Raw genomic sequence first — 15,222 nt, forward strand, 5'->3', positions numbered from 1 at the left:
CCGGGGCGCGAGCCGACGCAGCACGAATGGACGCAGCACGGATGTGGAGCCGGACATGACGAGGCCTTCGGACACGGTCGTTGAAGCGCTGCGCGCGTCTCTGAAGGAGACCGAGCGGCTGCGACGGCAGAACCAGCAGCTCGCGGCGGCCTCCAGGGAGCCCATCGCGATCGTCGGCATGAGCTGCCGCTTCCCCGGCGGTGTGCGCGGCCCCGAGGACCTGTGGCGGCTCGTCGCCGACGGCGCCGACGCCATCGGCGAACTCCCCGAAGGCCGCGGCTGGGACGTCGAGTCCCTCTACGACCCCGACCCCGACAAGCAGGGCACCTTCTACGCCCGCCACGGCGGCTTCCTGCACGACGCGGGCCAGTTCGACGCCTCCTTCTTCGGCATCTCGCCCCGCGAGGCCCTCGCGATGGACCCTCAGCAGCGCCTGCTCCTGGAGACCGCCTGGGAGGCCTTCGAGCGCGCAGGGATCGACCCGGCGACCCTGCGCGGCACCCGCGCGGGCGTGTTCGTCGGCTCCGGTTACCAGGGTTACGGCGAGGGCGTCCGCCAGGCCCCCGAAGGCGTCGAGGGCCACCTCCTCACCGGCAACACCACCAGCGTCATGTCCGGCCGCCTCTCCTACGTCCTCGGCCTCCAGGGCCCCGCCGTCACCGTGGACACGGCCTGCTCGTCGTCCCTGGTCGCCCTGCACCTGGCCGCGCAGGCCCTGCGCCAGGGCGAGTGCACCATGGCCCTCGCGGGCGGCGTGACCGTCATGTCGTCACCCGAGACCTTCGTCGAGTTCAGCCGCCAGCGCGGCCTCGCCGCCGACGGCCGCTGCAAGGCCTTCGCCGACGCGGCGGACGGCACGGGCTGGGGCGAGGGTGTGGGCATGCTCCTCGTCGAGCGCCTGTCCGACGCGCGGCGCAACGGCCACAAGGTGCTGGCTGTCGTACGCGGCTCGGCGGTCAACCAGGACGGTGCCAGCAACGGCCTGACCGCCCCGAACGGCCCCTCCCAGCGACGCGTCATCCGCGCCGCCCTCACCAACGCGGGTCTCTCCGCCGGTGACGTGGACGCCGTCGAGGCCCACGGCACGGGCACGACGCTCGGCGACCCCATCGAGGCCCAGGCGCTCCTGGCCACGTACGGCAAGGAGCACTCCGAGGAACAGCCCCTGTGGCTGGGCTCGTTGAAGTCGAACATCGGGCACACGCAGGCCGCCGCCGGTGTCGCCGGTGTCATCAAGATGGTCATGGCGCTGCGGGCGGGCGTCCTGCCCAAGACCCTGCACGTGGACGCCCCGACCTCCGAGGTCGACTGGTCGGCGGGCACGGTCGAGCTGCTCACCGAGTCCCGCGAGTGGCCCGAGCGGGAGCCCGGGCTGCCCCGGCGCGCGGGTGTCTCGTCCTTCGGCATGAGCGGTACGAACGCGCACGTGATCGTGGAGCAGGCGCCGGTTGATGAGTCGGAGTCCGGCGAGGCTGTGAAGGCTGAGCCCGGGACGGCTGAGGCTGGGAAGGCTGAGGCTGGAGAGGCTGTCGCGGTCTCGGTCTCTTCGGTCGTGTCGGGCGTGGTCCCGCTGGCGTTGTCGGCGAAGTCGCCGGAGGCGTTGCGGGCGCAGGCGGGGCAGGTGCGGGAGCTTCTGCTTGCGCAGGATGGTCTTGAACTGGGCGATGTGGCCTGGTCTTTGGCTGTCGCCCGGTCGAGGTTCGAGCACCGGGGCGTCGTCCTCGGCGGTGATCGGGACGAGCTGCTCGCCGGGCTTGAGGCGTTGGCCCAGGGGGACGCGGCGGCCACGCGGGTGGTGTCCGGTCGGGCGCTGGGCGCCAAGGGCAAGGTCCGGCCGGTGTTCGTGTTCCCGGGGCAGGGGTCGCAGTGGGCCGGGATGGCTCGTGAGCTGCTTGACTCCAGTCCGGTGTTCGCGGAGCGGATGCGGGAGTGCGGGGATGCGCTTTCGGAGTTCGTGGACTGGGATCTGCTCGATGAGCTGAGCGGGGACAGCTTCGACCGGGTGGATGTGGTCCAGCCGGTGTTGTTCGCGGTGATGGTGTCGCTTGCCGCTACCTGGCAGGCGGCGGGTGTTCAGCCCGCGGCTGTCGTCGGGCACAGCCAGGGTGAGATCGCTGCCGCGTGTGTCGCGGGTGTGCTGAGCCTGCGGGATGCCGCTCGTGTGGTGGCGCTGCGGAGCTTGGCGATTCGTGAGCTGTCGGGCAAGGGCGGCATGGTGTCCGTGCCGCTGCCTGAATCCGATGTGCGCGAGCTGATCGCCGCCTGGGACGGCCGGATTGAGCTTGCTGCCGTGAACGGTCCGGCGCAGGTCGTGGTCTCGGGTGAGCCGGAGGCGCTGGAAGCACTGGTCGCCCAGTGCGTGGCCGGGGATGTGCGTGCGCGGACGATCCCGGTGGACTACGCCTCGCACTCTTCGTACGTGGAGCAGATCGAGGCCCAGATCGGCGAGGCGCTGGCCGGGGTGGCCCCCCAGGCGGCCGAGGTGCCGCTGTTCTCGACCCTGACGGGGGAGTGGCTGGACGCCAACACCCCCATGAATGCGGGCTATTGGTACCGCAACCTCCGCCAGACCGTCCTCTTCGAACATGCCACGCGCGGCCTGCTGGCCGAGGGTCACGGGCTGTTCCTGGAGATGAGCCCGCACCCGGTGCTCACCGTCCCGGTGCAGGCGACGATCGACGCGACCGACAGCCCCGCCGTCACCCTCGGCTCGCTGCGTCGCGACGAAGGCGGCGCCGACCGCCTCGCCGCCTCCCTCGCCGAGGCACACGTGCACGGCGCCGAGTTGGACTGGGCAGCCCTCTACCCGGGCGCCCACGCCACCGTCGACCTGCCCACCTACCCCTTCCAGCACCAGCACTACTGGCTGCACGCGGACCTCATGGCGGGCGATGTCACCGCTGCGGGGCTCGGTGACACGCGGCACCCGTTGCTGGGGGCGGCGGTGCCGCTGGCGGGCGGGGACGGGCATCTGCTCACGGGGCGGCTCTCGCTGCGCACGCACCCGTGGCTGGCCGATCACGCCGTGGCGGGTGTTGTACTGCTGCCCGCGACCGCGTTCGTGGAGCTGGCGACGCGCGCGGGCGACCAGGTGGGCTGTGACCTGGTCGAAGAGCTGACCATGGAGTCGCCGTTGGTCGTGCCGGAGACGGGCGGTGTACAGCTTCAGCTGACCGTGGGAGACGCCGACGCCTCCGGGCGGCGGTCGCTCAGCTTCCACTCGCGGCCGGAGAGCGGCCCCGACGCGGACGGCGCGGAGCCGGAGCCGTGGACCCGGCACGCCACCGGCGTCCTCGGCGCCGCGCCGGCCGAGGCCGCCGAGTTCGACCTCGCGCAGTGGCCGCCGCAGGGCGCCGAAGCCGTCGCGATCGACGGCCTGTACGAGGAGTTCGCCGCCGCCGACGTCCAGTACGGCCCCGCGTTCCAGGGGCTGCGCGGCGTCTGGCGGCTCGGCGACGAGGTGTTCGCCGAGGTGAGCGTCCCCGAGGAACGGCGCGACGAGGCCGGGCGGTTCGGCCTGCACCCGGTCCTCCTCGATGCCGCGCTCCAGGCGGCGCACCTCGCGCAGGACCCCTCCGACGGTGACGAGGGCGGCGCGCCCCGGCTGCCGTTCTCGTGGAGCGACGTGGCGCTGTACGCGGACGGGGCGAAGTCCCTGCGCGTACGGCTGTCCCGCTCGGGCAGCGGCGGCGACACCGTCTCCGTGCTGCTCGCCGACGACTCCGGTGCCCCGGTCGCACGCATCGGCTCGCTGGTGTCCCGGCCCGTCGACGTCCGGCAGGGCCTCGCCGCCCGCCGGACCCGGGTGGCCCACCTTTACCGCGTCAACTGGGTGCGGCCGTCGGCCCTCGACCCGGCCCGCGCGGACACCGCAACGGCCGTCCCCTGGGCCGTGCTCGGCGCGGACGGCACCGACGCCGACGAGCTGTGCCGCCTCCTGGGCGCGGACGGCGTCGACGCCACCGCGTACCCGACACTCGCCGACCTCACCGAGGCGGTGGCCGCGGGCACCGCGTCCGTCCCGGGTGTCGTCGTCGCGGCCGGAGCCACAGCCGCCTCTGAAGCCACAGTCGCCGACGCCGACCCGGACGCCGACTCCGTGCACGCCGCCACCCGCGACGCCCTCGCCCTCGTCCAGGAGTGGCTGGCCGCGGCCGACGCCTTCGCCGACGCCCGCCTCGTCGTCCTGACCCGTGGCGCCGCCGCCGTCACCGACGACGAGCCGCTGCCCGGTCTCGCGCACTCCGCGGTCCTCGGCCTGCTGCGTTCGGCGCAGTCCGAGGAGCCGGGCCGGTTCGTCCTCGCCGACGTGGACGGCGCCCCCGAGTCGCTGCGCGCGCTGCCCGCCGCGTACGCGCACGGCGAGCCCGAGTGCGCGATCCGCGCCGGAGCCGTACTCGTCCCCCGCCTCACCCGCGACCTCGGCGCACACGACGGCGACCCCGAGGCCCCCGAGACCTCCGCCCTGAACCCGCAGGGCACCGCCCTCGTCACCGGCGCCCCCGGCGGCCTCGGCGGACTCGTCGCCCGGCACCTCGTCGCCGCACACGGCATCCGGCACCTGCTGTTCCTCGGCCGCCGCGGCCCCGACGCGCCGGGCGCGGCCGAACTCGCCGCGCACATCGAGGAGTCCGGCGCCACCATCGACGTCGTCGCCTGCGACGCGGCCGACCGGGACGCCCTCGCCGAAGCGCTGGCCCTGGTCCCCGCCGAGCACCCCCTCACCGCGGTCGTGCACACCGCGGGCGTCTTCGACGACGGCATCACCTCCTCGCTCACCGCCGACCAGCTCGACCGCGTCCTTCGGCCCAAGGCCGACGCGGCCCTCAACCTGCGCGCCCTCACCCGGGACACCGACCTCGCCGCGTTCGTCCTGTTCTCCTCCGTCGCGGGCGTACTCGGCGGCGCCGGACAGGGCAACTACGCGGCGGGCAACACCTTCCTCGACGCCTACGCCCAGCACCTGCGCGGCCAGGGCGTGCCCGCGACCTCCCTCGCCTGGGGCCTGTGGGCCGAACGCGGCGGCATGGCCGGGCAGATCAGCGCCGACGACCTCGACCGGATGACCCGCTCCGGCGTCGCCCCCCTCAGCACCGAACAGGGCCTCGGCCTGCTCGACACCGCACTCGGCCTGGGCGCCGGCGCCCTCGTCCCCGTGCGCCTCGACACCGCCGCCCTGCGCACCGCGCACGGCAGGCACCTGCCGCCGCTGCTCAGCGGCCTCGTCCAGGGCACCGCCCGGCGTGCCGCCGCGGGCCAGGACACGTCCGGCGGCGACGCCCCGGCGCTCGTACGGCGCCTGCGCGGGCTGCCCGACGGCGAGCGGGAGCGGGCGCTCCTCGACCATGTGCGCGGCCAGGCCGCCGCCGTGCTCGGCTACGCCTCCGGCGACCAGGTCGACACCGAGCGGGCCTTCCGCGACCTGGGCTTCGACTCCCTGACCGCCGTCGAACTCCGCAACCGCCTCAACGAGGCGACCGGCCTGCGCCTGCCCGCCACCCTCGTCTTCGACTACGCGAGCCCCCTCGCCCTCGCCCGCCACCTCAAGTCCGAACTGACCGGCGCCGACACGGACACCCCCGCGGCTCCGGCCGCACCGGTCGCGGCGGTCACCGACGAGCCCATCGCCATCGTCGCCATGAGCTGCCGCTTCCCCGGCGGCGTCGCCAGCCCCGAGGACCTGTGGCGGCTCGTCGGCGAGGGCGCCGACGCCACCTCCGGGCTGCCCGAGGGCCGCGGCTGGGACACCGCGTCCCTCTACGACCCCGACCCCGACCACCAGGGCACCACGTACTCGCGCGGCGGCGGCTTCCTGCACGACGCCGGAGAGTTCGACGCCGTGTTCTTCGGGATCTCGCCGCGCGAGGCCCTCGCGATGGACCCGCAGCAGCGGCTCCTCCTGGAGACCTCCTGGGAGGCCTTCGAGCGCGCCGGAATCGACCCGGCCACGCTGCGCGGCAGCGCGGGCGGCGTCTTCGTCGGCGCCTCGTCCCAGGGCTACGGCGAGAGCGTCCGCGTCATCCCCGACGGCCTCGAAGGCCACCTGATGACCGGCAACTCCACCAGCGTCATCTCCGGCCGCATCTCCTACTCCTTCGGCCTTGAGGGCCCGGCCGTCACCGTCGACACGGCCTGCTCGTCGTCCCTCGTCGCCCTGCACCTGGCCGCGCAGTCGCTGCGCCAGGGCGAGTGCGACCTCGCCCTCGCGGGCGGCGCCACCGTCATGGCCAACGCCGACACGCTCGTCGCCTTCAGCCGCCAGCGCGGCCTCGCCGCCGACGGCCGCTGCAAGCCCTTCGCCGAGGGCGCCGACGGCTTCGGCGTCGGCGAGGGCGTCGGCATGCTGGTCCTTGAGCGTCTGTCCGACGCCCGCCGCAACGGCCACCAGGTCCTCGCCGTCGTCCGTGGCTCCGCGATCAACCAGGACGGTGCCAGCAACGGCCTGACCGCCCCGAACGGCCCGTCCCAGCAGCGCGTCATCCGCGCCGCCCTCACCGGTGCCGGACTCACCGGCGCCGACGTCGACGCCGTCGAGGCCCACGGCACCGGCACCTCACTCGGTGACCCCATCGAGGCCCAGGCCCTCATCGCCACCTACGGCAAGGACCGGCCCGCCGACCAGGAGCCGCTGTGGCTGGGCTCCGTCAAGTCCAACATCGGGCACGCCCAGGCGGCCGCGGGCGTCGCGGGCGTCATGAAGATGGTCATGGCGATGCGGCACGGCATCCTGCCCAGGACGCTGCACGCCGAGGTGCCGACGACCGAGGTCGACTGGTCCGCGGGGACCGTCGAGCTGTTGACCGAGGCGCGCGAATGGACCGCGCGGGAGGTGGGGCGGCCGCGGCGCGCGGGCGTCTCCTCCTTCGGCATGAGCGGCACCAACGCGCACGTGATCGTGGAGCAGGCACCGGTGGAGGAACGACTGCCCGCCGACCACGGCGAGAGCCCCGCCCCGACCGGCGAGCCGTCGGTCGTCCCCGGCGTGGTCCCGCTGGCCCTGTCGGCGAAGAGCGAAGGCGCCCTGCGGGCGCAGGCGGAACGGCTGCGCGGACGGCTCCTCGCCGACGACGGCATCGGCCTGACCGACCTCGGCTGGTCGCTGACCGTCGCGCGCTCGCGGTTCGAGCACCGGGGCGTCGTCCTCGGCCGGGACCGGGACGAGCTCCTCGCCGGGCTCGCCGAGCTGGCCCAGGGCGACGCGACCGCCGCGCATGTCGTGGCGGGGCGGGCACAGGGCGGCGCCGGACGTGCCGTGTTCGTGTTCCCGGGGCAGGGGTCGCAGTGGGCCGGGATGGCCCGTGAACTCCTGGACGAGTCGCCGGTGTTCGCGGAGCGGATGCGGGAGTGCGGGGATGCGCTTTCGGAGTTCGTGGACTGGGATCTGCTCGATGAGCTGAGCGGGGACAGCTTCGACCGGGTGGATGTGGTCCAGCCGGTGTTGTTCGCGGTGATGGTGTCGCTGGCCGCCACCTGGCAAGCGGCGGGTGTTCAGCCTGCTGCTGTGGTCGGGCACAGTCAGGGTGAGATCGCGGCTGCCTGCGTGGCGGGTGTGCTGAGCCTGCGGGATGCGGCTCGTGTGGTGGCGCTGCGGAGCTTGGCGATTCGTGAGCTGTCGGGCAAGGGCGGCATGGTGTCCGTGCCGCTGCCTGAATCCGATGTGCGTGAGCTGATCGCCGCCTGGGACGGCCGGATCGAACTCGCTGCCGTCAACGGTCCGGCCCAGGTCGTCGTCTCGGGCGAGCCCGAGGCGCTGGAAGCACTGGTCGCCCAGTGCGTCGCCCAGGACATCCGTGCGCGGACGATCCCGGTGGACTACGCCTCGCATTCCTCGTACGTGGAGCAGATCGAGGCCCAGATCGGCGAGGCGCTGGCCGGGGTGGCCCCGCAGGCGGCCGAGGTGCCGCTGTTCTCGACCCTGACGGGGGAGTGGCTGGACGCCAACACCCCCATGGATGCGGGCTATTGGTACCGCAACCTCCGCCAGACCGTCCTCTTCGAGCACGCCACCCGCGGCCTCCTGGCCGAGGGTCACGGCCTGTTCCTGGAGATGAGCCCCCACCCGGTGCTCACCGTCCCCGTCCAGGCCACCATCGAGGCCGCCGGGCGCGAGGAGACCGCCACGGCCCTGGGCTCCCTGCGCCGCGACGAAGGCGGTGCCGACCGCCTCGCCGCGTCCCTCGCCGAAGCGCACGTGCGCGGCGCCGAGTTGGACTGGAAGGCCCTCTTCCCGGGTGCCGGGACCGTCGTCGACCTGCCCACGTACGCCTTCCAGCGGCAGCACTACTGGCTGACGGACGACGGGGTGCCCGACGGCACGCCGCTGTCCGCCGTGGCCGACGTGGAGGCGAAGTTCTGGGAGGCCGTGGAGCGCGAGGACCTGGAGGAGCTTGCGGCCGAGCTGGAGATGGCGGACGAGAACGCCGCAGAGCTCGGCGCGATCCTGCCCGTCCTGTCGTCCTGGCGGCGGCAGCGGCGCGAGCGGTCCACCCTCGACGGCTGGCGCTACCGCGTCACCTGGAAGCCCCTGGCCAGTGGCGCCCTGTCGGCCTCCGGACTCTCCGGACGCTGGCTCGTCGTACGGTCGCAGAGCGGTGAGCGGCACCCGTGGGCGGCAGGCGTACGCGACGCGCTGGCGCTCGCCGGTGCGGAGGTCGTGGAACTCGACCTGTCCGCCCAGGAGTTGACGCGGGAGACGCTCGTCGAGCGGCTGCGGGGCGCCGCCGGGGTGGACCTGGCCGGTGTGGTGTCGCTGCTCGGACTCGACGAGTCCCCGCAGGACGGGCACGAGGCCGTGTCCGTCGGGCTCGCGGGCACCGTCGCCCTGGCGCAGGCCCTCGGCGACGCCGGGATCGGCGCGCGGATGTGGGCGGTGACCAGCGGAGCCGTCGCCACCGGGCGCGGGGACCGGGACGTGAGCCCGGTCGCGGCGCAGTTGTGGGGTCTTGGCCGGGTCGTGGCCCTGGAGCACCCGGAGCGCTGGGGCGGTCTCATCGACCTGCCGCAGGCGTTCGGCGCACGTGCCGCCTCCCGGTTCGCCGCGATCGTGGCGGGCGCGCACACGGGCTCGGATTCCGGTGCGGGCGTGGGTTCCGGCGTCGAGGACCAGCTCGCGGTGCGGGACACGGGTGTCTTCGTACGCCGCTTCGTGCGCGCCCCCCTGGAGACCGGCACGGGTGCGGAGCCGGAGTGGTCGCCGCGCGGCACGGCGCTGGTCACCGGTGGTACCGGCGCGATCGGCGGGCACGTGGCCCGGTGGCTGGCCCGCGAGGGCGTCGAGCACCTGGTCCTGACGAGCCGTCGTGGCCCGGACGCCCCGGGCGCCGCCGAGCTGAAGGCCGAGCTGGAGGAGCTCGGCGCCGAAGTCACCGTCGCCGCCTGCGACATCGCCGACTGGGACGCCGTGTCGGGGCTCCTCGACGACCTGGCCGCCCAGGGCCGCACCCTGCGCTCCGTGTTCCACGCGGCGGGCGTCGGCCAGGAGCAGCCGCTCGTGGAGATGACCGCCGCCGACATCGCCGATGTCCTGGAGGCGAAGGTCGCGGGCGCCGCCCACCTCGACGCGCTCCTCGACACCGGAGCCCTCGACGCGTTCGTGCTGTTCTCGTCCAACGCGGGCGTGTGGGGCAGCGGCAGCCAGGGCGCCTACGCGGCCGCCAACGCCCACCTCGACGCGCTCGCCGAGGCCCGGCGCGCCCGCGGCCTCACCGCCACCTCCGTGGCGTGGGGCCTGTGGGGCGGCGGCAGCGGCATGGCCGGCGAGGACGCCGAGGAGGCGCTGCGCCGCCTCGGCGTGACGGCGATGGCACCCGAGCGCGCGGTCGCGGCACTCGCCGAGTCGATCGCGTACGACGAGACGTTCCTGGCCGTCGCCGACGTGGACTGGGAGCGGTTCGCGCCCGCCTTCACCTCGGTGCGGCCGAGCCCCTTCATCGGGGACCTGCCGGAGGTGCGGCGCGCGCTCACCGGACCCGAGACGGCCACCGCGCCCGACGCGCGGACCCCCGCGACCGGCTCGGAGTGGGCCCAGCGGCTCGCCGCCCTGCCCGCGGCCGAGCAGGAGCGCTCGGTCCTCGACCTGGTCCGCGCACAGGCCGCCGCCGTCCTCGGCTACGCGGGCGCGGAAGCCGTCGAACCCGGGCGCGCCTTCCGCGAGTTGGGCTTCGACTCGCTCACGGCCGTCGAGGTGCGCAACCGCCTCGCGTCCGCGACCGGCCTGAAGCTCCCCACCACCCTCGTCTTCGACTACCCCAACGCCCACATCCTCGCCGCCCACCTCCTCCGCGAGGTCGTCGGCGACGGCGAGCCGGGAGGCACCGCGACCACGGCGTCCGCCCCCGTCCCCGCCGACGACCCCATCGCCATCGTGTCGATGAGCTGCCGCTACCCCGGCGGCGCCACCAGCCCCGACGCCCTGTGGCGCCTGGTCTCCGACGGCACCGACGCCATCTCCGTCTTCCCCGCCGACCGCGGCTGGGAGAACTCCGGCGCGGCCGCGTACAAGGCCGAGGGCGGCTTCCTCTACGACGCCGCCGAGTTCGACGCCGCCTTCTTCGGCATCTCGCCGCGCGAGGCCCTGTCGATCGACCCGCAGCAGCGGCTCCTCCTGGAGACCTCCTGGGAGCTGTTCGAGCGCGCGGGCATCGCACCCACCTCCGTGCGGGGCGACCAGACCGGTGTCTTCATCGGCTCCGGCTACCAGGGATACGGCGACGGCGTGGAGCCCCCGGAGGGCGTCGAGGGCTACCTCCTCACCGGCAATGCGGGAGCCGTCGTCTCCGGCCGCCTGTCGTACGCGTTCGGCCTCGAAGGCCCGGCGGTCACGGTGGACACGGCTTGCTCGTCGTCCCTGGTCGCCCTGCACCTGGCCGCACAGGCGCTGCGGCAGGGCGAGTGCGACATGGCGCTCGCGGGCGGCGTGACCGTCATGTCGACGCCCACCGCCTTCGACGAGTTCAGCAAGCAGCAGGGCCTCGCCGCCGACGGCCGCTGCAAGCCCTTCGCGGAGGCCGCCGACGGCACCGGCTGGGGCGAGGGCGTCGGCCTTCTCCTCCTGGAGCGACTGTCCGACGCCGAGCGCAACGGCCACGAAGTCCTCGCCGTCATGAAGGGCTCGGCCGTCAACCAGGACGGCGCGAGCAACGGCCTGACCGCCCCGAACGGCCCGTCGCAGCAGCGCGTCATCCGCGCCGCCCTCGCGAACGCGGGCCTGTCCGCCGCCGAGGTGGACGCCGTCGAGGCCCACGGCACCGGCACCACGCTCGGCGACCCCATCGAGGCCCAGGCGCTCCTCGCCACCTACGGCCAGGACCGCTCCGCCGAGCAGCCGCTGTGGCTCGGCTCCATCAAGTCCAACATCGGCCACACCCAGGCCGCTTCGGGCGTCGCCGGAGTCATCAAGATGGTCATGGCGATGCGGGAAGGCGTCCTGCCCCGCACCCTGCACGTGGACGAGCGCAGCTCGCACGTGGACTGGGAGACCGGGGCGGTCGAGCTGCTGACGGAGGCCCGGGAGTGGGTCGAGCGGGACGGTGGCGTGCCGCGTCGTGCGGGTGTGTCGTCGTTCGGCGTGAGTGGCACCAACGCCCATGTGATCGTCGAGCAGGCGCCGGTGGTCGAGTCCGCCGAGGCGGCTGAGCCGGTGCTCGACGCGCCGCTGACCACGGTCGTGCCGTGGGTGGTGTCGGGTCGCAGCGCCGAGGCGCTGCGGGCGCAGGCCGAGCGGCTGCGGGACCACGTCGCCGGGCACGAAGGCCGTGAGCCTGTCGGAGTCGGTTGGTCGCTGCTGTCCGGCCGGGCGGCGCTCGAACACCGGGCGGTTGTGCTCGGTGAGGGGCGCGAGGAGTTCCTGTCCGGGCTGGGGGCGATTGCCTCCGGTGGTCCGGGTGTTGTGGTCGGCTCGGTGGTCGAGGGCCGTCTCGGGGTCGTCTTCACCGGGCAGGGCAGCCAGCGGGTCGGTATGGGGCGTGAGCTGTACGAGACCTTCCCCGTGTTCGCCGATGCGCTGGACGAGGTGTGCGCGCATCTCGATGGGTTGCTGGAGCGTCCGTTGAAGGACGTCATGTTCGGCTCGGACGCGGAGGCGCTGGAGCAGACGGGGTACGCGCAGCCCGCGCTGTTCGCGGTGGAAGTTGCCTTGTACCGCCTGGCCGAGTCCTTCGGGGTGCGGCCGGAGATTGTGGGCGGGCACTCCATCGGTGAGCTGACGGCCGCGTACATCGCGGGCCTGTGGTCCCTGGAGGACGCCGCTCAACTGGTCGCCGCACGCGGTCGGTTGATGCAGGCGCTCCCGGCGGGCGGAGCCATGCTCGCGGTACAGGCCGCCGAGGCCGACGTGCTGCCGCTCCTGGACGGTCTCTCGGAGAGCGTGGGTGTGGCGGCCGTGAACGGGCCGTCGCAGGTGGTGCTTTCCGGTGACCGGACGGCCCTGGAGGGCCTGGAGGAGACCCTGCGCGGCGAGGGCCGCAAGGTCCGCTGGCTCAAGGTGTCCCATGCCTTCCACTCACCTCTCATGGACCCGGCGCTGGACGACTTCCGCAAGGTCGCGCAAGGACTGACGTACCAGGACCCGAAGCTGCCCGTCGTCTCCAACGTCACGGGTGAACTCGCGGAAGCCGACCAGCTCAGGGACCCCGAGTACTGGGTCCGTCACGTCCGTGAGGCCGTCCGCTTCCACGACGGCCTGACCGCCCTCACCGGCTCCGGTGTCTCGACGCTCCTGGAGCTGGGCCCGGACTCGGTGCTCACGGCGATGGCGCACGACACCGTCACGGACCCGGCCGCGCAGGCCGGACTCGTCGCGGCCCTGCGCAAGGACCGCCCCGAGCCGGACACGTTCCTGACCGCCCTCGCGCAGCTGCACGTGCGAGGCGTCGACGTCGACTGGACGCCGCTGTACGCGCGGGCCGGGTCCCGCGGCCGCGTCGAGCTGCCCACGTACGCCTTCCAGCGCGAGCGCTACTGGCTGGAGGCGGCCCCGGCGACCGGCGCCCGTGGCACCGGGTTCGGTGTCGACGAGGTCGAGGCGCGCTTCTGGGAAGCCGTGGAGCGGGAGGACCTGGAGTCGCTGAGCGCCGAACTGGGCGCCGAGGGCGAGGCCAGTGGCGTGGCCGCGCTGGGGGAGGTGCTTCCGGTGCTCTCGTCGTGGCGGCGGCAGCGGCGCGAGACCTCCGCGCTGGACGCCTGGCGCTACCGCGTCTCGTGGCAGCCCCTGGGCCAGGCCTCCGCGCCGAGGCTCGACGGCGCGTGGCTGCTCGTCGTGCCGGACCGCGGCGCGGACGCGGCCTGGACGGCGGCTGTCGAGGACACGCTCGGCAGGCACGGAGCCGACGTGCGGACCGTCGTCGTCGACACCGAAGGGGCCGCCGACCGGGAGGAGTTCGCCGAGCGGCTGCGCAAGGAAGCGGATGCTGTGGGTGGCCAACTCGCGGGTGTGCTCTCCCTGTTGGCCGTCGACGAGTCGGAGCACGTCGTACGCGGCGGGGTGAGCCGCGGCCTCGCCGCGACCCTCACCCTGGTGCAGGCCCTGCACGCCGCCGACCTGGGCGCGCCGCTGTGGCTCGGCAGCCGGGCCGCGCTCGGCGTGAGCGGCACCGACCCGGTGCCCGGCCACGAGCAGGCCTCGCTGTGGGGTCTCGGCCGGGTGGTGGCCGTGGAGTACCCGAAGCTGTGGGGCGGCCTCGTCGACCTGCCCGAGGCGGCCGACGCGCGGGAACTCGCCGGGCTCGCCGGTGCGCTCGGTGGCGGCTGGGCCGGTGAGGACCAGCTGGCCGTACGCGGCAGCGGGGTGTTCGCCCGCCGCCTCGTGCGCGAGGGGCAGGGCGGGGACGCCCCCGACGGGCGGACCGCGTGGACACCCCACGGCACCGCCCTTGTCACCGGCGGCACCGGAGCCGTCGGCGGCCACATCGCACGCTGGCTCGCCGCCCACGGCGCCCAGCACCTCGTCCTGACCAGCAGGCGCGGCCCGGACGCGCCCGGAGCCGCCGAACTCCGCGCCGAACTCGAAGAGTCGGGCGCCGAGGTCACCATCGCCGCCTGCGACGCCGCCGACCGGGACGCCCTCGCCCGCGTCCTGGCCGACATCCCCGCGCACGCGCCGCTCACCTCGGTGTTCCACACGGCGGGAGTCCTCGACGACGGCGTCATCGACGGGATGGACGCACAGCGCCTCGCGACCGTCTTCCGGGCGAAGGTGCGCTCCGCGCGGCACCTGCACGAGCTGACCGCCGGGCTCGACCTGTCGGCGTTCGTGCTCTTCTCCTCCTTCGCCGCACTCTCCGGCGGCGCCGGACAGGGCGGCTACGCCGCGGCCAACGCCGCCCTCGACGCGCTCGCCGAGCACCGCAGGGCGCACGGCCTCACGGCGACCTCCATCGCCTGGGGCGCCTGGGCCGGTGGCGGCATGGCCGCCGACGCGGTGGCCGCCGAGCGGCTGCGGGGCGGCGCCGTGCCGCCCATGGAGCCCCGCCTCGCCGTCGCCGCGCTGCGCCGGGCCCTCGGCCACGAGGCGCCGACCGCGGTGATCGCCGACATCGACTGGGACCAGTACCTCGCGGGCGGCCCGGGCCTCACCCCCAACCCGCTCTTCGCCGACCTGCCCGAGGCCCGCGCCCTGCGGGACCGCACGGCCGGACCCGGCGACGGCGCCGACGGCACCGGAACGGACCTCGCCCGGCAGCTCGCCGCGCTGTCCGAACCGGAGCGGGACCGGTTCCTCGAGGACCTGGTACGCACCCACGCGGCGGCCGTCCTCGGCTACCGGGGCCCCGAGCAGGTCGAACCCGCCCGCGCCTTCCGCGAGCTGGGCTTCGACTCCCTCACCGCCGTCGAACTGCGCAACGCGCTCGGCACGGCCACCGGCCTGCCCCTGCCCACCACCCTCGTCTTCGACCACCCCACCCCCGTCGCGCTCGCCGGCTACCTCAAGGCCGAACTGCGCACCGACGGGGCCGACCCGGCGGCTCTCCTGTCCCAGCTCGACACCCTGGAGCTGGGCCTCGCCGAGAGCACGCCGTCGGACACCGACCTCGCCACCATCGCCGAACGGCTGCGGGTGCTGCTCGACCGGTGCACCCGGGGCCAGGACGGCGAGGAGGACGCCGAGGTCGCGAGCGAGCTGGAGTCCGCGACGGACGACGAGATGTTCGACTTCATCAGCAAGGAGTTCGGGATCTCATGACGTGCCGCCCGCGCCGGGGCTCGTAGGGGCGCGCCGCCCCCTCC

Annotated in this window: 1 protein-coding gene; it reads left to right on the forward strand. The window is 74.5% G+C overall.

Features of this window, described 5'->3' with window-relative positions; all coding sequences use genetic code 11:
• Positions 1-55 precede the first annotated feature (55 nt).
• Positions 56-15,178 carry a type I polyketide synthase gene (locus ACZ6AA_RS33695; RefSeq protein ID WP_471462297.1) on the forward strand — a complete coding sequence of 5,041 codons (15,123 nt, stop codon included), beginning with the start codon at positions 56-58 and terminating at the stop codon, positions 15,176-15,178.
• The last annotated feature ends 44 nt before the right edge of the window (positions 15,179-15,222 follow it).

It is taken from the genome of Streptomyces sp. NPDC040610, assembly GCF_055594065.1.